The 18,312-nt window shown below is 72.4% G+C and carries 15 protein-coding genes; 6 read left to right on the forward strand and 9 right to left on the reverse strand.

Annotation, left to right across the window (positions count from 1 at the left end; translation table 11 throughout):
• Positions 1 to 62 precede the first annotated feature (62 nt).
• Positions 63 to 2,000 (forward strand): 1-deoxy-D-xylulose-5-phosphate synthase, encoded by a 1,938-nt coding sequence (dxs, locus tag BIU94_RS05335; protein WP_071255076.1) that lies wholly within the window; start codon positions 63 to 65, stop codon positions 1,998 to 2,000.
• A gap of 132 nt (positions 2,001 to 2,132) precedes the next feature.
• On the opposite strand, the gene BIU94_RS05340 is transcribed toward dxs, so the two are convergent.
• The 4 genes from BIU94_RS05340 to BIU94_RS05355 form a co-directional block, all read right to left on the reverse strand.
• Entirely contained in the window at positions 2,133 to 4,277 is a 2,145-nt protein-coding gene (locus BIU94_RS05340) for a 3-hydroxyacyl-CoA dehydrogenase NAD-binding domain-containing protein (RefSeq protein WP_083404649.1), read from the reverse strand.
• The gene (locus BIU94_RS05345) at positions 4,274 to 5,485 is read right to left on the reverse strand and encodes a thiolase family protein (protein ID WP_071255078.1); all 1,212 of its coding nucleotides are present in this window, start codon (positions 5,483 to 5,485) and stop codon (positions 4,274 to 4,276) included. The genes BIU94_RS05340 and BIU94_RS05345 overlap by 4 nt, the downstream gene beginning before the upstream one ends.
• Before the next feature lie 126 nt (positions 5,486 to 5,611).
• Positions 5,612 to 6,796 (reverse strand): HRDC domain-containing protein, encoded by a 1,185-nt coding sequence (locus BIU94_RS05350; RefSeq protein WP_071256281.1) that lies wholly within the window; start codon positions 6,794 to 6,796, stop codon positions 5,612 to 5,614.
• Between the two features lie 161 nt (positions 6,797 to 6,957).
• The gene (locus tag BIU94_RS05355) at positions 6,958 to 7,539 is read right to left on the reverse strand and encodes a DUF3000 domain-containing protein (protein ID WP_071255080.1); all 582 of its coding nucleotides are present in this window, start codon (positions 7,537 to 7,539) and stop codon (positions 6,958 to 6,960) included.
• A 23-nt stretch (positions 7,540 to 7,562) separates the two neighbouring features.
• On the opposite strand from BIU94_RS05355, the gene BIU94_RS05360 reads away from it, so the two are divergent.
• Positions 7,563 to 8,786 carry a S9 family peptidase gene (locus tag BIU94_RS05360; RefSeq protein WP_083404596.1) on the forward strand — a complete coding sequence of 408 codons (1,224 nt, stop codon included), beginning with the start codon at positions 7,563 to 7,565 and terminating at the stop codon, positions 8,784 to 8,786.
• A 233-nt stretch (positions 8,787 to 9,019) separates the two neighbouring features.
• Here the strand turns inward: BIU94_RS05360 and BIU94_RS05365 are convergent, their stop codons facing one another.
• From BIU94_RS05365 to BIU94_RS05375, 3 genes are all read right to left on the reverse strand, one after another.
• Positions 9,020 to 9,439: a DUF6188 family protein gene (locus BIU94_RS05365; RefSeq protein WP_071255085.1), complete on the reverse strand. Its 420-nt coding sequence runs from the start codon at positions 9,437 to 9,439 to the stop codon at positions 9,020 to 9,022.
• A gap of 323 nt (positions 9,440 to 9,762) precedes the next feature.
• Positions 9,763 to 10,212, reverse strand: coding sequence for a SufE family protein (locus BIU94_RS05370; RefSeq protein ID WP_071255087.1), 450 nt, complete (start codon positions 10,210 to 10,212; stop codon positions 9,763 to 9,765).
• On the reverse strand, positions 10,209 to 11,120 hold the full coding sequence (locus BIU94_RS05375) for a sulfurtransferase (RefSeq protein WP_071255089.1): 912 nt from the start codon (positions 11,118 to 11,120) through the stop codon (positions 10,209 to 10,211). The genes BIU94_RS05370 and BIU94_RS05375 overlap by 4 nt, the downstream gene beginning before the upstream one ends.
• 135 nt (positions 11,121 to 11,255) lie before the next feature.
• Between BIU94_RS05375 and zapE the strand changes: the two genes are divergently transcribed.
• Together zapE and BIU94_RS05385 are read left to right on the forward strand one after the other, a co-directional pair.
• Positions 11,256 to 12,278: a cell division protein ZapE gene (gene zapE, locus BIU94_RS05380; protein ID WP_071255091.1), complete on the forward strand. Its 1,023-nt coding sequence runs from the start codon at positions 11,256 to 11,258 to the stop codon at positions 12,276 to 12,278.
• 545 nt (positions 12,279 to 12,823) lie between these two features.
• The gene (locus BIU94_RS05385; protein ID WP_071255094.1) at positions 12,824 to 14,098 is read left to right on the forward strand and encodes an ammonium transporter; all 1,275 of its coding nucleotides are present in this window, start codon (positions 12,824 to 12,826) and stop codon (positions 14,096 to 14,098) included.
• A 194-nt stretch (positions 14,099 to 14,292) separates the two neighbouring features.
• Here BIU94_RS05385 and BIU94_RS05390 read toward each other — a convergent pair whose 3' ends face one another.
• A complete protein-coding gene (locus BIU94_RS05390; protein WP_071255096.1) occupies positions 14,293 to 15,264 on the reverse strand; it encodes an aldo/keto reductase in 972 nt (323 codons plus the stop codon).
• A 338-nt stretch (positions 15,265 to 15,602) separates the two neighbouring features.
• On the opposite strand from BIU94_RS05390, the gene BIU94_RS05395 reads away from it, so the two are divergent.
• Entirely contained in the window at positions 15,603 to 16,571 is a 969-nt protein-coding gene (locus BIU94_RS05395; protein WP_071255098.1) for a beta-ketoacyl-ACP synthase III, read from the forward strand.
• Between the two features lie 163 nt (positions 16,572 to 16,734).
• Here BIU94_RS05395 and BIU94_RS05400 read toward each other — a convergent pair whose 3' ends face one another.
• A complete protein-coding gene (locus tag BIU94_RS05400) occupies positions 16,735 to 17,604 on the reverse strand; it encodes a hypothetical protein (RefSeq protein WP_175472106.1) in 870 nt (289 codons plus the stop codon).
• A 38-nt stretch (positions 17,605 to 17,642) separates the two neighbouring features.
• Here BIU94_RS05400 and BIU94_RS05405 point away from each other — a divergent pair, with 38 nt between their 5' ends.
• Positions 17,643 to 18,305, forward strand: coding sequence for a hypothetical protein (locus tag BIU94_RS05405; protein WP_071255100.1), 663 nt, complete (start codon positions 17,643 to 17,645; stop codon positions 18,303 to 18,305).
• Positions 18,306 to 18,312 lie beyond the last annotated feature (7 nt).

Below are 18,312 nucleotides of genomic sequence, written 5' to 3' on the forward strand. Positions count from 1 at the left end.
CTCCAGTCCGTTCCGTCCCCACGCGAATAGAGTGGGCCGACAGCCCCACGAAAGGAGCGCCCGTGAGCCTGCTCAGCAGCATCACGTCGCCGCGCGACCTGAAGCGTCTGTCCGACGCGCAGATGACCGACCTCGCCGCCGAGATCCGGCGCTTCCTGGTCGCCGAGGTCGCGAAGACCGGTGGGCACCTGGGGCCGAACCTCGGCGTCGTCGAGTTGACGCTGGCGATGCACCGCGTGTTCGACTCGCCGAGCGACCCGTTCGTCTTCGACACCGGGCACCAGTCGTACGTGCACAAGCTCGTCACCGGCCGGCAGGACTTCTCGAAGCTGCGCGAGCGGGGCGGCATCGCCGGGTACCCGCAGCGGAGCGAGTCCGAGCACGACATCGTCGAGTCCTCGCACGCGTCGTCGTCGCTGTCGTGGGCGGACGGCATCTCCCGCGCCTTCGGGCAGACGGGGCAGACCGACCGCACCGTCATCGCGGTCGTCGGGGACGGCGCGCTCACCGGCGGGATGACGTGGGAGGCGCTCAACAACATCTCCGACGACAACGACCGTCGACTCGTCATCGTCGTGAACGACAACGGTCGCTCGTACGCGCCGACGATCGGCGGCATGGCGCGGTTCCTCAGCTCGATGCGGACGCGGCGCGAGTACCGGGCGCTGTACGAGACCTCGCGGGCGGTGGCCGACCGGTTCGGTGCGCCGGGGCGCGCGGTGTACCGGGGCATGCGGGGCGGCCTGCACGGGTTCCTGTCACGCTTCACGAACAACGAGGCGCTCTACTCGAACCTCGACATCAAGTACATCGGTCCGGTGAACGGGCACGACCAGCGCGCGGTGGAGGCCGCACTCCGGCAGGCCAAGGCGTACGGCGCCCCGACGATCGTGCACGCGATCACCGAGAAGGGCCACGGCTTCGAGCCGGCCCTGCGCGACCAGGCCGACCAGTTCCACGCCGTCGGCCACATCGACCCGGAGACGGGGGAGTCGCTCGACACGGCGTCCGGGCCGTCGTGGACCTCGGTGTTCGCGTCGTCGCTGGCGGACGCCGGCTCGGCGGACCCGCGCGTCGTCGCCATCACCGCCGCGATGCTCCGGCCGACCGGGCTGCACCTGTTCCAGGAGCAGCACCCCGACCGCGTCTACGACGTCGGCATCGCCGAGCAGCACGCCGTCACGACCGCCGCGGGCCTGGCCTACGGGGGACTCCACCCGGTCGTGGCGCTCTACGCGACGTTCCTCAACCGGGCGTTCGACCAGGTGCTCATGGACGTCGCCCTGCACAAGGCGGGCGTGACGTTCGTGCTCGACCGTGCCGGCATCACCGGCCCGGACGGCCCGTCGCACCACGGCATGTGGGACCTCGCACTGCTCCAGGTGGTGCCGGGCATCCGCATCGCCGCACCCCGCGATGCCGCGACCCTGCGCGAGGAGTTCCGCGAGGCCGTCGCGGTCGACGACGCCCCGACGGTGGTGCGCTTCCCGAAGGGCCAGGTCGGACCGGACATCCCCGCGCTCCGACGGCTGTCCGACGGGGTGGACGTGCTCCGCGACGCGCCCGAGGGCTCACCCGACGTGCTGTTCGTCGCCGTCGGGTCGATGGTCCCCACCGCCCTCGAGGCCGCCGCGCTGCTCGAGGCGCAGGGCATCGGCGTCACCGTGGTGGACCCGCGCTGGGTGGTGCCGATCCCGTCGTCGCTCATCGAGCTGTCCCGGACGCACCGTCTCGTCATCACGATGGAGGACGGCGTGCGGGTCGGCGGCGTCGGCACGCGCCTGCGGCAGGACCTGCGGGCCGCCGGCGTCGACACCGGGGTGAACGAGCTCGGTCTGCCGGAGGAGTTCATCGACCACGCGACGCGCTCCGAGATCCTCGCCGACGTGGGGCTCACGGCGCAGGCGATCGCCCGCGACGTCATCGACCAGGTCGTCGGCACGAAGCTGCCGCAGGCGAAGCCCGCCCGCTCCCGCGAGTCGGCCGCGTCCGACCGCTGAGTCGCGCTGGCGGCTGCGCCGCGCGGGCGGTCGTCGTCGGCTCGACCGTACCCCGCACAACCGGGGTCACCCCGAACCACGGCGATCCGCGGTTCGGGGTGACCCCGGTCGTGCGAGACGGACTGGCGCCGGCTAGCGGGAGGCCGGGCCGACGATCGGCGGCTGGTGGAACGTGCCGCCGAAGACCCGCTCGGACGCGCCGGAACGGTCGAGGTACGGGCTGATGCCACCGGCCTGGAACGGGTAGCCGGCGCCGAGGATGAGACCGAGGTCGATCTCCTCGACGTGCTGCACCACACCGTCCTCGAGCATGCGGTGCACCTCGTCGGCCAGGGCGTCCTCGAAGCGTCGCTGCATCTCGGCGGCGTCGACCGGGTCCGCGTCCTTCTTGGACGGCGCGACCAGCTTCACGGCGGCGGGGTCGTACCCGGTCGCGTTGCCCTTCTTGTCGCGGGTCAGGATCGTCCCGTGCTCGGCGATCTTCCCCAGCCCGTCGCCGGGATAGAAGCGCTCAGGCCACGCGGCGTGGTGCGAGTCGAGCACGTGCGCGCCGACCGGCAGCCCGACGAGTTCGAGCAGCTCGAACGGTGACATCGGCAGGCCGAGCGGTGCGGCGCCCTGCGCGACCGTGTCGAACGAGGTGCCCTGCTCGACGCCGCGCATCGCCTCACCGAGGACGCGTGCGAGCACCCGGTTGACGACGAAGCCCGGCTGGTCCGCGGTGATGATCGCGGTCTTCTTCAGCGTCTTCGCCACGGCGAGGGCCGTGACGAGGGTCTCGTCCGAGGTCGCCCCGGTGCGGACGACCTCGAGGAGCGGCATGACCGCGACCGGGTTGAAGAAGTGGAAGCCCACCAGGCGCGACGGGTCGGCGAGCACCGAACCCATCTCGGACACCGACAGCGACGACGTGTTCGTCGCGAGGATCGCGTCCGGCGCGATGACCGCCTCGACGCGACGGAGCACGTCCTGCTTGACGGACATCTCCTCGAAGACGGCCTCGATCACCCAGTCGGCGTCGGCGAAGGCGTCATACGACACCGAGCCGCTGACGAGTGCGGTGATGCGGTTCGCGTCGTCTGGGGAGATCCGGCCCTTGTCGAGCAGTTTCGCGACCTCGCCACGGATCCGCTCGACCCCGGCGTCGACGCGGGACTGGTCGACGTCGGTGATGACGACGGGGACGCCCAGACGGCGGGCGAACAGCAGCGCGAACTGGGACGCCATGAGCCCGGCGCCGAGGACGCCGACCTTCGTGATCTTCTTCGCCTCGACGCCCTCGGGCGCTCCGACGGGCTTCTTCGCGCGCTTCTGCACGAGGTCGAACGCGTACATCGACGCGGCGAACTGGTCGCCGGAGATGAGGTCGGCGAGGGCGTCGTCCTCGTCCGCGAAGCGCTCGTCGAGGGAACCCGACTTCGCGGCAGCGACGAGGTCGAGCGCCCGGAACGGCGACTTCGGGACCGTGCCGATCTTCGACGCGACCTGGTTCCGCGCGACCTTGACGACGGTGCCCCAGGCGGCCTTCTCGAGCATGCCCGGCTCGTTCTTCCGCACGACCTTGGTCGCGCCGGTGATGACGCCGTCGGCCCACGCCACGGCCGAGGGCAGGAACGTGACCGACGGGATGAGCGCGTCACCGATGCCGAGCTCGACGGCAGCAGGACCGTCGAGCAGACGGTTGTTCTTGAGCGGGTTCTCGACGATGACGCGGAGTGCCTTCTCGGGCCCGATCAGCCGGGGGAGCAGCGTCGCGCCGCCCCAGCCGGGGATGATGCCGAGGAAGACCTCGGGCAGCCCGATGCCCTGCGCGGCCGAGGAGAACACCCGGTACGTGCAGTGCAGGGCGATCTCGAGCCCGCCGCCGAGCGCCAGCATGTTCACGAAGGCGAAGGAGGGGACCCCGAGGTCGGAGAACTTGCGCAGCGTCGCGTGCCCGAGGGCCGCGAGGTCGTGCGCCACCTGCCGCGACGGCACCGAGGCCGCCTGCGACAGGTCGGCGCCGGCGGCGAAGCAGTACTCCTTGCCGGTGATCGCGACGCCCTGGATCGTGCCGGCGGCCGCCTCGGTCTTCAGGGTGTCGAGCACCCCGGAGAGCTCGCGCAGGGTGCGCGGGCCGAGGGTGTTCGGCCGCTTGTGGTCCTTGCCGTTGTCGAGGGTGATGAGCGCCAGCGTGCCGCCGGACGGCATCGTGACGTGCTTCACGTACGAGTGCGTGACGACCTCGTCCTCGCTCAGTTCGGTCAGTCGGTCGTTCTCGACGGTGCTCACGATCAGGCCGCCTTCCGGGCCGCGCTGCGCGACCAGTTCGGGTTCTCCCAGATGACGGTGCCGCCCTGGCCGAGTCCGATGCACATCGTGGTGATGCCGTACTTGACGTCGGGACGCTCGGCGAACTGCGCGGCGAGCTGGGTCATCAGGCGGACGCCGCTCGACGCGAGCGGGTGGCCGACGGCGATCGCGCCGCCCCACGCGTTGACGTTCGCGGAGTCCTGGGCGATGCCGTAGTTGTCGAGGAACGCGAGCACCTGGACGGCGAACGCCTCGTTGATCTCGAACAGGCCGATGTCGTCGATCGACAGGCCGGCCTTCGCCAGGGCCTTGTCGGTGGCGGGCACCGGTCCGACGCCCATGACCTCGGGTTCGACGCCGGCGAAGGCGAACGAGACCATGCGCATCTTCGTGGGCAGGCCGTGCTGCTTCGCGCCGTCCTCCGACGCGAGCAGGCTCATGGTCGCCCCGTCGTTCAGTCCGGCGGCGTTGCCGGCGGTGACCCGTCCGTGGGGCCGGAACGGCGTCTTCAACGCGGCCAGCGCCTCCAGGGTGGTGCCCGGCCGCGGCGGCTCGTCGGTGCTGACGACGTCCCAGCCGTCGCCCTTGTTGACCTCGACCGGGATGACGTCGGGCTGGAGCTTGCCGGCGGCCCAGGCGGCGGCGTAGCGCTGCTGGGACTGGACGGCGAAGGCGTCCGTGCGGTCCTTCGTGATGGCGGGGAAGCGGTCGTGCAGCCGTTCGGCGGTGGCGCCCATCACGAGCGCGTCGCTCGAGACCATGCGCTCCGCGACGAAGCGGGGGTTCGGGTCGGCGTTGAAGCCCATCGGGTGGCGTCCCATGTGCTCGACACCGCCGGCGATCGCGACGTCGGCCGCGCCGAAGGCGATGGCACCGGCGAGCGTCGTGACGCTCGTCATCGCACCCGCGCACATGCGGTCGATGGCGTACCCGGGCACCGACTTCGGCAGCCCCGCGAGCATCCCGACCGTGCGGCCGAGCGTCAGCCCCTGGTCACCCTGCTGCGTGGTGGCCGCGACGGCGACGTCGTCCACCGCCGCTCCGTCGAGCTGGGCGTTCCGGTCGAGCAGGCCGCGCATCGCGTGCACCGCGAGGTCGTCGGACCGGGTCTTCCAGAACACCCCCTTCTCGCCGGCTCGTCCGAACGGTGTCCGTACGCCGTCCACGAAGACGACGTCTGATGCCTTTGGCAACTGGGCCTCCAGATCCTCATCGATCGGGCCGGACCGCTGGTCGGTCCGGCCGGGCCGGGCCTCGCCCGGCGACGCTCCCGACGCTATGCCCCCAGGCTGGGCGGCCGCATGCCGGTTGGGCGGTTCCTACGACGCGTCGTCGTCCGACGACGCCGGCTGCTGTTCGGCAGCGACAAAGGCCGACGCGATGATCGACGCGGTCTCCTCAACCTGCCACGGGCGGGCGTCGTGGGACGCGAGCACCGCCCCGACGGTCTCGGTCGCGATCGGCGTCGGCGGCTCCCACGAGACCTGACGCAGGGTCTCCGGCGTGAGGACGTTCTCGAGCGGGATGTCGAGCTCCTCGGCGCGGGCGGTGACGGCGGCGCGAGCGGCCTTGTACCGCCGGTCGGCGGCGGGGTTGCGGTCGGCCCAGGCACGGGGCGGGGGCAGCGTCGCCTCGCCGGTGCCGCGGAGCTTCGGCAGGTCCTCGGTGGTGCGGCCCTCGTCGACGGCGGCCCACCAGCGGTCGAGCTCGGAGCGGCTCGCCCGGCCGGTGAACGCCCGGAGACCGGCGAGCTCGCTGCGGGACGCCGGTGCCGCTGCCGCGGCGGCGACGATCGCGGCGTCGGGGATCGTGCGACCGGGGGCGACGTCGGCGTCGCGGGCGTAGGCGTCCCGTGCCGTCCACAGCGACCGGGCGATCGCCAGCGCCCGGGCGCCGCGCAGGGCGTGCATGCCGGACAGTCGTCGCCACGGCTCGGCGCGCTGGGGCTTCGGTGCGCGGGTGAGCACGGCGGCGAACTCCTCGGCGGCGATCCGCGTCTTGCCGGCCACCTCGAGCTGCTCGGCGAGGGCGTCCCGCAGGTCGGGGAGCAGTTCGACGTCGAGCGAGGCGTACACGAGCCACGACTGCGGCAGGGGACGCGTCGACCAGTCGGCGGCGGAGTGCGCCTTGGCGAGCGTGATGCCGAGCAGCTGCTCCACCACGGCTCCGAGGCCGACGCGCGGGAACCCGGCGATGCGGGCACCGAGCTCGGTGTCGAAGATGCGCGTCGGGACGAGGCCGACCTCCTGCAGGCACGGCAGGTCCTGCGAAGCGGCGTGGAAGAGCCACTCCTCGTCGACGATCGCGGCCTGCAGGTCGGAGAAGTCGCCGATCGCGATCGGGTCGAACAGGAACGCGCCGGCACCGCGACGGAAGACCTGGATGAGGTACGCGCGCTGCGAGTACCGGTAGCCGCTGGCCCGCTCCGCGTCGACCGCGACGGGGCCGTGTCCGGCGGCGATGGCAGCGACCGCGGCGAGGTAGTCCTCGCGCGACTCGATCACCTTGACGGCGTCGTGGGCGTCCTCGAACGCCGGCGACGACGCAGCCGGGGACGACCCGGCCGGCGATGACGCGGCCGGGGACGACGCGGCCGGGGACGACCCGGCCGGGGACGACGCGGCCGGGGACGATCCGGCCGGGTCTGGGGTTCGGTTCGGGTCGGTCACTTGGCGAGCCTCCTCGGGGCCAACAGGGTCACACCGTCCGAGGCGGGAGGCAGACCGGCGAGCATGGCGACGATGTCCTGCCACGCCCGGACGTGCGGGGTGAGGTCCTCGCCCCGCGGCGTCCACGATGCGCGGAGTTCCAGCTGAGCGCCGTCACCCTGGGCGGCGAGGTCGCCGTACCCGCGCGAGATGATCTTGGTGGCCGTCCCGGAGGCGTGGTCGTACACGGCGCCGTGCGCCTCGAGTGCGTCGACGAGCCAGCTCCACGTGACGTCGGCGACGAACTCGTCGACGCCGATCTCCGGTTCGAGCGGTGCCTGGGCGAACGTCACGATGCGGAACGCCCCCTGCCAGCCGTCGGGTTCCTCCGGGTCGTGCAGGGCGATGAACCGGCCCGTGCCGAGGTCCGACTCGACGCCGTGCGCGGTGCCCGAGACGTCCGCCGCCAGGGCGATCGAGAACGGCGCGATGCGCGTCGGCGAGGGGATCTCGGTGACCGTGGTCTCGGCGCGGCTGCTGACGGAGGACACGAACGCGCGGAGCCGCGCGAAGGCGTCGGGCTCTCGGGTTTCGGACACGCTTGCAGACTAGGCTCCGGAGCATGTCCCGATCCGCGCGACCCGCCGGTGACGGCGTCCAGGACACCGCCCGCTCGGCCGGACTCGTCGCCCTCGGTGCGGGTGTCGCCGCCGCCCTGGTCGGCACGGCCGTCGTCGGCGGTTTCGTCGCCGCGGTCGCACGAGCCGTCGTCACGCCCGACCGGAAGCGCACCGAACGCGTCCCGATCCACGCCGTCGACCGTGTGCGGGGGACCGTCACGCTCGAACGCACGCCCGACACCGAGCTGCAGGGCCGCTACAGCCTGTGGTTCGGCGGCGGCACCGGCCACATGCGGGTCGGCGACGTCGTCGCGACGACCGACACCACGGTCACCCGACGCATCATCGCCATCGACGCCGGTGACCCGACGACCGCGCGCCGCGGACGCTGGGGCGGCTGGTTCTACCTGACCCCCGGCGAGCTCGACGTGCCGGTCGAGGACGTCGACGTCCCCACCCCGAACGGTCCCGCGCCGGCCTGGGTCGTGCGCGCCGACGACCCGGCGGCGCCGTGGGCGGTCCTCGTGCACGGCCGCGGCGTCACCCGTGCCGAGACGATCCGTGCGGTGCCGGTGTTCCGCGCCGCCGGCTACTCGGTCGTGCTCGCGTCGTGGCGGAACGACGGGGTCGCCCCGCCGAGCATCGACCGTCGCTACGGGCTCGGCAGCACCGAGTGGGAGGACATCGACAGCGTCCTCCGGTGGCTCACCGCGCAGCACGCGACGAGCGTCGTGCTCATGGGGTGGTCGATGGGCGGCGCGGTGGTGCTGCAGACCCTGGTGCGGTCGCGGTTCGCCGACCTCGTCGACGGGGTCGTCCTCGAGTCGGCCGTCGTCGACTGGCACGCGGTCCTCAAGTCGCAGAGCCAGCTGCTCCGCCTGCCGCGCCCGGTGCGGAAGGTCGCCCAGCGCCTGCTCCGCACGCCGGTGCTGCACCGCCTGACCGGGCTCCGGCAGCCCGTCGACCTGCGGGAGCTCGACATGGTCGCCCGCGCCGACGAGCTCACGGTGCCGATCCTGCTGCTGCACAGCGACGACGACGGGTTCGTGCCGTCGTCCGCCTCGCACGCCCTGGCCGCGGCCCGCCCGGACCTGGTCCGGCTCGAGGTGCAGACCACCGCGCGGCACACCAAGCTCTGGAACCACGACGCCGACTGGTTCGACGCGCGGATCCTCGCGTGGCTCACCGAGGTGGTCCAGCGGCGCGGGGCGGCCAGCGCGCGGTAGACGCGACCGGACGAAGACGGGCGCGCCCCGCTCAGCGGTGTCGCACCAGCGGCACGCGGGGCGCGCCGACCGAGCCTGCGAGGGAGGTGTGCCAGCTGGCACCGCGCCTCCCGTCCGTCCCGGGTCCGTCCGGCACTTCGTGAGCAGGAACGGTCGGGTCGCGATCACGCACCCGACCATTGCTGCTCACGATGTGGTGGCGCACCGCCCGCAAGACTCGGCCGGTGGAGACGTCAACCGGCTCGTCCGGGGCGGTCCCCAGACGGGAGCGAGATGAACAGCTCGCCCCCGCCGAGTACGATCGCTCGGACCGGCGGCGTCTCCGGCCCGGAGTAGTGCCACGATTCGTGGTGGTCGTCAGCGTGCGCTCGGAGCGTCGTTCCCGACGCGAAGTCGATCCGGAGCGTGCTCCCGTCGATCTGCGCCGCCGAGACCGTCTGTGTGTGCAGGTGGAGCGCTGGGAGCAGGGAGTCCTTGTCCTCGGGATCCACCTGGACGGTCTCGCCGTCCACGCTGCCCACGCGGAACGGGGTCTCGAACGAGACCATGCTCCGGTTCGAGAACGCGAGGGTGAGCCTGAAGTCGACCCAGATGAGGTCGACGGTCTCCCCGACGAGTGCGAGGTGGACGTCGTCGGCGGTCAGTTCGGCCATGCGCCACCCGCTCCCGGCCGACGACGCGCGCGCCGTCGTGGCGACTCGAGGCCGTCCGCCGCGCTGACCGAGGTGCCGGTCGGAACGGTCCCGTCGATCTCCGCCATGATCGCCCCCCCTTGGTACTGACTCCATGGTGGCACGGGAGCCGACCGGCGTCCCGGAGGACGGCGTGCGCACCGGGTGGGCGACGGACGGGAGGCGCGGCGCCAGCTGGCACCGCGCCTCCCGTCCGTCCCGGGTCCGTCCGGCGCTTCGTGAGCAGGAATGGTCGCGTCACGGTCACGCACCCGACCGTTCCTGCTCACGAAGCGCGAGTGCGTCTACGCAGCCGCCGCCTGCACCTGCCGCTGCACGCGACCGAGCATGCCGACCATGCCGCGGATGCGCAGCGGGCTGACCGCCTCGGTGAGCCCGATCGTCAGCGGGTAGTCGGCCGGCACGGCGAGCACCTGCGCCACCGTCAGACCGGACAGGCCCTGCGCGAGGATCGAGGCGAAGCCGCGCGTGGTCGGCGCCTCACGCGGCGCGGTGGCGTGCATGCGGACGACGTCGGGGGCGTCGCCGTCCTCGCCCACGGTGACCGTGATGAAGACGGGGGACTGGCACTCCTCGACGCGTTCGAGTTCGTCCTCGTGCCCCTGCAACCGCTCCGGCAGGGCGGGCAGCTCGTCCGAGAACTCGAGCAGGAGCTGCAGGCGGTCCTTCTGGCCGAGGGCGAGGAAGTCGTCGCGGATCTCGGCGAGGGTGGCGGGGAGGGTGGCGTCGTTCATCGGTTCGGGACTGCACCCGGCTCGGAACCCTGCACGATGGGGACGCGGACGGCGCTGCCCCACTCCGTCCACGAACCGTCGTAGTTGCGGACGTCGTCGTAGCCGAGCAGGTGCTGCAGGACGAACCACGTGTGGCTCGACCGCTCGCCGATGCGGCAGTACGCGATGACCTGGTCGGCGTCACCGATGCCGGCACCCTCGCGGTAGATCGCGTCGAGCTCGGCGCGCGGCTTGAAGGTGCCGTCCGGGGCGGCGGCGGTCGCCCAGGGGATGTTCACGGCGGTGGGGACATGTCCGCCGCGCAGCGCGCCCTCTTCCGGGTAGTCCGGCGCGGTGGTGCGCTCACCGCTGTACTCCGGTGCGCTGCGGACGTCGATGAGGGGCTTGCCGAGGTGGGCGAGGACGTCCTCCTTGAAGGCCCGGACGGTCTCGTCACGGCGCTCGACCACGGGGTACTCGACGGGCGTGACGGCGGTCTCGTCGGTGGTGAGTGCGCGGTCCTCGGCGATCCACTTCGCGCGGCCGCCGTCGAGCAGGCGGACGTCCTCGTGGCCGAACAGCGCGAAGACCCACAGGGCGTACGCGGCCCACCAGTTGTTCTTGTCGCCGTAGATGACGACGGTGGTGTCGCGGCCGATGCCCTTGCCGCCGAGGAGCTCGGCGAACGCGGCACCGTCGACGTAGTCGCGCTGCACCGGGTCGTTGAGGTCGGTGTGCCAGTCGATCTTCACCGCGCCGGGGACGTGCCCGGTCTCGTAGAGCAGGACGTCCTCGTCGGACTCGACCACCACCAGGTCGGGTGCGCCGGTGCCGGCGTCGAGCTGCTCCTGCAGCCACTCGGTGGAGACGAGGCGCTCGGGGTGCGCGTAGGCGGCGAACTTCTCGGACGGGTCGACCGGTGCGGTCATGGTGGGCTACCTCCAGGTGGTGATCCGGCACCGGACTAGGATCGGTCGTCGGTGCCTGTGGGCAACGGTACGCGGACGTGCCGTGCTCCAGCCGCAACGTGACACCCCACGACATGCTTCCCGGAAGGGCCGTCCTTGCCTGAACACGCTTCGGTGCCGAGCCACCTCGTCGACCGTGATCCGCAGGTGACCCCGCAGCAGATGGCCGCCGCACTCGTGCCGCCGCCGCAGTTCGCGGACGCCTCGTTCGGGTCCTACCGACCCGACCCCGACTACGCCTCGCAGGCCGACGTCCGCGACGCCGTCGCCGCGTTCGTCGCCGCCGGCCCCGCCGACACCCCGCGTCGGGGGCTCTTCGGCCGGCGGAAGGCGGCCGCGGAACCCGCCGAGAAGTCCGGCGTGTACCTGGACGGCGGCTTCGGCGTCGGCAAGACCCACCTGCTCGCGGCGGCGTACCACGCGGCCAGCGGCCGGAAGACGTTCGGCACGTTCATCGAGTACACCGCGCTCGTCGGGGCCCTCGGCTTCCAGGGCACGGTCGACCTGCTCCGCGGGACCGCCCTGGTCTGCATCGACGAGTTCGAGCTCGACGACCCGGGCGACACGATGGTGATGACGCGCCTCATCAAGGAGCTCACCGAGACCGGCACCCGCTTCGCGGCGACGTCGAACACGCCGCCCGGCGCACTCGGCGAGGGCCGGTTCGCCGCCCAGGACTTCCTGCGCGAGATCCAGGCGATGTCGGACCGCTTCGAGACGATGCGGATCGACGGCCTCGACTTCCGCCGCCGAGCGGTCGACGAGTCGGCGCAGGTCGTGTCCGACGTGCCGGCCGCGCTGCCGTCCGGTTCGGTGACGCTCGACGACTTCGGTGCCGTCGTCGCGCACCTCGGCTCCGTGCACCCGTCGAAGTACGTCGCCCTGGTCGAGGGCCTCGACGCCGTCGGGCTCACCGACGTCCGGGCGTTCGCGGACCAGACCGACGCGCTGCGCTGGGTGGCCCTGGTGGACCGGCTGTACGACGCGCAGGTCCGGATCGTGGCCTCGGGCACGCCGCTCGACCAGGTGTACCCCGAGGCGATGCTGCAGGGCGGCTACCGGAAGAAGTACCTGCGCGCCGCCTCGCGCGTGGTGGCGCTGACCCGCGCCCTGGACTGAACCCCTGACGGCCGGGAGGCGCGTGGCGGGTCCGCCACGCGCCTCCCGGCCGTCCGTGGTCGGGTCGGAGTGGCGCGGTGGTCCGGGCTCCGCGCCCGGGCGGCGCGGGTGGCGCGGGTGTGGTGGGGCGCCGGGTGACGCGAGCTCCGCGCCCGCCTGCGGTCGTCGCGCCCCGAGGAGCTGGGGCGCGACGGCCGCGACGGGGCGCGGCGTCCGGTCTGTCGCCGGAGCTGACGCCCGGGATCCGGCCGGGGCCGGCGCGAGCTGCGCGCCCGCCTGCGGCCTTCGCGCCCCGGAGAGCCGGGGCGCGACGACCACGGCGGGGCGCAGTGCACGACGGCTGTCGGGCACCGTCCGGACGGACCGCGCCGATGGACGGCCCCTGTCCAGGGGTCATCGGGCCAGTCGAAACACGACGTTTACAAAGCGCCGCGTCGCGTTACATCCGCGAAACAGTTCGTGCTCCCTCGTGAAACCTCGCCTCGCCAGACTCGGTCACACCCGAGGCGGTCCCAGAACCGCTCGTGCAATCGAGAGGTGAACAGATGCTTGATCAGGGCAACACGACCTTCGTGTTGGTGATGGCGGCGCTGGTGTTGTTCATGACACCCGGCCTGGCCTTCTTCTACGGCGGCTTGGTGAAGGCCAAGTCCGTCATCTCCATGATGATGATGTCGTTCGGCGCGATCGCACTCGTGAGCGTCCTGTGGGTCGTCTACGGCTACGCGATCGCCTTCGCCAACCACGGTGACGGCACGGCGGTCTCGGGCGTCGTCGGCTTCTTCAGCATCGACTGGAACCAGATCGGCCTCGGCCAGGCCTTCGAGGAGGCCAAGTCCTCGGACATCCAGGCCGCCTACCCGTCGATGGCCTTCGTCGGCTTCCAGGCCACGTTCGCGATCATCACCGTCGCGCTCATCTCCGGCGCCATCGCCGACCGCGCCAAGTTCGGCGCCTGGATGGTCTTCGCCGGCGTCTGGGTCACGGTCGTGTACTTCCCGGTCGCCTCGTGGGTGTTCAACCTCACCTCGGGCTGGGCCGCCACCTGGGGCGTCATCGACTTCGCCGGTGGCACCGCGGTGCACATCAACGCCGGCGCCGCGGGCCTGGCACTCGCGATCGTCCTCGGCAAGCGTGTCGGCTTCGCCAAGGGTGCGCACAAGCCGCACAACCCGCCCTTCGTCCTGCTCGGTGCCGCGATCCTGTGGTTCGGCTGGTTCGGCTTCAACGCCGGCTCCGAGGGCGCCGCCGACGGCATCGCCGCGATCGCCTGGGTGAACACCCTCGCTGCCCCGGCCGCCGCCATCCTCGGCTGGCTGCTCATCGAGAAGCTCAAGGACGGCAAGGCCACCTCCGTCGGCGCCGCCTCGGGTGCCGTCACCGGTCTCGTCGCGATCACCCCGGCCTGTGCCGCGCTGACCCCGGGCTGGGGCATCCTGCTCGGCTTCCTCGCCGGCATCGTCTGCTGCTTCGCCATCGACTGGAAGTACCGCCTCGGCTTCGACGACTCGCTCGACGTGGTCGGCGTCCACCTGGTCGGCGGCATCTTCGGCACGCTGTTCCTCGGCTTCTTCGCCAACGACACCGGCCTGATCTACTCCGGCTCGTTCGAGCAGCTCGGCAAGCAGGCCGCAGCGGCCCTCGCCGTCGGTGCGTACTCGTTCGTGCTCGCCTTCATCATCGGGTTCGTCATCGAGAAGACGATGGGCTTCCGCGTCACCACCGAGGACGAGGTCGCTGGCATCGACACCGCCGTCCACGGCGAAGAGGGCTACGTGCTCTCCGAGGAGCGGGACGACAGCCCGCTCCGGGTCGGCTAGGACACCACCACCACGACGGGCCCCGCGCGGAAGCGCGGGGCCCGTCGTCGTGTGCCCGGCCACTCCGGGTGGGTCGGCGCGGGTCGGCGTGGTCCGGACCCGGGACGGGAGGCACGGTGCGCGTCGGACGCGCACCGTGCCTCCCGTCCGTGGCCGGTCGTCGGGCCGCCACCGGCACCGTGCGTCAGATCAGGTCACCAGGCGTAGTCCTCGGGCGAGGTCGCGTGGCCCGGGAAGAGCTCGTCCAGCCGGTCGAGTGCCCGCTGGTCGAGGCGGACGTCCACCGCGCGGACCGCGGACTCCCACTGCTCCATCGTGCGCGGGCCGGTGATCGGGGCGGTGACGCCCGGCTGGTGCAGCAGCCACGCCAAGGCGAGCTCGCCCGGGGTGTGCCCGAGCTCCTTCGCGAACGACTCGTACGCCTGCAGCTGGTCGCGGTGTGCATCGACGTACTCGGCGCTGCGGCCGGAGAGCCGCCGCGAGCCGTTCTCGGTCTTCTCGATGACGCCTCCGAGCAGCCCGCCCTGCAGCGGCGACCACGGGATGACGCCGAGGCCGTAGTGCTGCGCGGCCGGCAGGACCTCGCGTTCGACGTCACGGACGACGAGGTTGTAGATCGACTGCTCGCTCACCAGGCCGAGGAAGTTGCGGTGGGCCGCGGCCTCCTGCGCCTGGGCGATGTGCCACCCGGCGAAGTTCGACGACCCGACGTAGAGCACCTTGCCCTGCGCGACCGCGAGCTCCATCGCCTGCCAGATCTCGTCCCACGGGGTGTCCCGGTCGACGTGGTGCATCTGGAACAGGTCGACGTGGTCCGTCTGCAGGCGGCGGAGGCTGGCGTCCAGCGACTGCCGGATGTTCAGCGCCGAGAGCCGGCCGCCGTTCGGCCAGTCGATCATCTCGCCGTAGGCCTTCGTCGCGAGCACGGTCTTCTCGCGACGGCCGTGGCCCTTCGCGAACCAGCGGCCGATGATCTCCTCGGTGGCACCCTTGCCCACCGAGCCGCCGTAGCCGTTGGCGGTGTCGAAGAAGTTGACGCCGAGCTCGTGGGCCCGGTCCATGATGGCGTGCGAGTCGTCCTCGCTGGTCTCCGGGCCGAAGTTCATCGTCCCGAGCACGGCTCGCGAGACCGACAGCCCTGTCCGTCCGAGGTGTGTGTAGTCCATGCACCCGGTCTACGGGCCGGACCCCGTCGGCGGAAGGCCCTGGGAGTACCGGTCGGGGCCGCGGCGAGCGGACCCGGCAATGGTGACGGTCGCCGTGTCCGAGGGTTCAGTGACTCGAGCGCTGCGTGACGGCTCTGGGCGCGGCGTGGTGAGTCTGGGCGCGTCGTGGGGGCTCGGGGCTCGGCGCGACGACTCGGAGGCAGCCTGGGGACTCGGGACGCGGCACGGTCGCTCGGGACAACGGTCCACCGCGGTGCTGCCGTGTTGCGGCCGCTCGACGCCGCGGATCATGCCTGCACGGGCATGAGGCCGTCCGGCAGGGGAGTAGCGTGCCGAGGGTGAACACCCCAGCACTCCGTGGCAGCCGGATCCTCGGGTTCGGTCACCACCAGCCCGAACGCATCCTGACCAACGACGAGCTCTCCACGATGGTCGACACGAACGACGAGTGGATCCGGACCCGAACCGGGATCGAGACCCGGCACATCGCCGGCCCCGACGACACCGTCACCTCGATGGCGATCGAGGCCGCGCGCAACGCCCTGGCCGACGCCGGCGTCGCGCCGTCCGCTGTCGGCCTCGTGATCGTCGCCTCCACGACGCACCGCGACCGCGCGCCCTACACCGCCGGCCGGGTCGCCGCGGCGCTCGGCATGACCAACGGCCCCGCCCCGATCGACATCAACACCGCGTGCAGCGGCTTCGAGTACGCCCTCGCCCTCGCCGACCACGCCATCCGCGTCGGGTCCGCCGACGTCGCGGTCGTCGTCGGGTCCGAGATCCTGTCCGGCATTGCCGACTGGACCGACCGCTCGACCTGCGTGCTCGTCGGCGACGGCGCCGGAGCCGCCGTGCTCGGCGCGACCGAGACGCCGGAGATCGGCCCCGTCTCGTGGGGGAGCGTGCCCCACCTGCAGGACGCAGTCCGAGTCTCCGGCGACCCGGAGCACTTCCAGCAGGAAGGCCGCTCCATCTACCGCTGGGCCATCACCGAGGCCGAGGGCCACGCCCGCGCCGTCGTCGAGGCCGCGGGACTCACCCTCGACGACATCGAGGTCTTCGCGTTCCACCAGGCGAACCTGCGCATCATCGAGCCGCTCGTGACCGCCCTGGGCGGTGAGTCGAAGTTCGTCGTGCGGGACGTCGTCGAGTCCGGCAACACCTCGGCCGCGAGCGTGCCGCTCGGCCTGTCGAAGGCATGGGCGCGCGGCGACCTGCCGGAGGGTGTGCCGGCACTGCTGTTCGGCTTCGGCGGCGGGTTCGCACACGCCGGTCAGGTCGTCCGGACGCCGGTGCGGTCCTTCTAGGACGGGCGGGCTCGCCGACACCGGTGCGGCGTCCCGCCCCGGACCGGGGACGTTCGCCGAGGCCGAGGCCGAGGCCGGGACCAGAGCCCCGGGCCCGGCTTCGGGCCGGGGCCCAGCTCCAGGTGGGTCGCCCGACACCAGGCTTCGGGTGGGTCCTCCGGCGTCAGGCGGCTGGTCGGTCGTCCGGCCAGAGGTCGTCGTCCTGCGCACCGTGGGACTTCTTCGACGCCTTGATCGCCTTCCGCGCCTCGCGCTTCGAGCCGGCGACCTCGAGCACGATCGGGAACTGCGCCGGCGGCATGCCGAAGCCCGTCCGCGAAGCCTGGATCACCTTGCGCCCGAGCGCGTGGTTGCCGAGCCCGCCGACGGCCGCTCCGATGCCGAACGGGAGGGCCCGCCCGAGGATCGTCGAACCCTGCCGAGCGGCGAACCGCTTGACGAACTGCGAGCGGACCTGGCCGCCGATGCCGCTGACGACCTGCTTCGGCAGCGAGGCGGTGACCATCTCGCCCCAGAACGCCGTCCGCGCCTGACCACCGGCCGCCTGACCCGCGAGCTGCTTGATGAGCTGCGTACCCGGGGCGCCGAGGATCATGGCCATGACGAGCGTGCGGGCGCGTTCCGGGTCGTCGAGCGCGATGCCGTGCACCTCGGTGACCGACTGGGCGAAGAGCGCCGTGGTCTCGAGGAACCCGACGGTCTCCGCACCGCTCAGGCTCAGCGCTGCCGCCATCCCGACGCCGGGGATGACCGCACTCGCGCCCACCGCTGCGCCGCCGGTGGTGACGGCCGCGAGGTATTGGCGCTCGAGGATCTGGATCACCTCGGCGGGGGTGGCGTCCGGGCGACGGCGTCGGATGGCGTTGACGTGGGCGACCACGACCGGGCGCTGCACACTGATCACACGGTCGAGCCACTTGACCCATCCGGTGTTCTCGGCGACCGGGATCCGGTGGTCGTCGTCGGGAGCAGTGGGGACGACCGGGGCGTTCGGCAGCGGCACGATCGCCTGGTTCTTCGGGGCACGAGCCATTCGTCCACCGTACGCCGAGGACGTGGGAGGCTGCCGGGATGGACGACGGCACCGTGAGCACACCGGCCCTGGACGAGGCTCGGCGCACCGCCGGCTTCCGCACCGTCGCGGAGGTCGTGGCACTCGCCCCGGAGGTGCTCGTGCTCGACCCCGCGTCCGTGCTGCTCGGGACCGGTGCGACTGTCCACCCCGGCGTGGTGCTGCACCCGTCGACGACCCTGGAGACCCGGGACGGCGGGACGATCGTCGTGGAGACCGGCGCCCGCCTCGGTCCCGGACCGGTCACGGTCGTCGCGCACGGTGCCCACGTCCGGGTCGGTCGCGGTGCCGAGCTCGGCCCGGGACCCGTGACGATCACGGCGTACCGCTCGGAGGTGACCGCCGCGTCGGTGGACACGGAGGTGGACGTCGCGATCGGTGCCGCCGCCCGGCTGCGCGGCGGGTGCGTGGTCGAGGCGCCGGCCGACATCGGCGCCGGTGCTCAGGTGCTCGGCTCCGTCTCGCTGCGGGACGCCGTGCTCGCGGCGGGAGGGGACCACCGTGAACCCGACCCGGACCGTCGTGCGGGCGTCGTCAAGGGCAGCGGCCGCGTGCACGGCGTGCGGATCGGCGTCGGCGAGGTCGCCGTGGTGACCGGGGGCGCCACCCCGCCCGAGGTCGAGCGGCAGCGGGCGCACCACCCCGACGCGCCTCGCCGCTGAACGGGAC

This window comes from Curtobacterium sp. MMLR14_006 (assembly GCF_001864985.1).
GTDB lineage: Bacteria > Actinomycetota > Actinomycetes > Actinomycetales > Microbacteriaceae > Curtobacterium.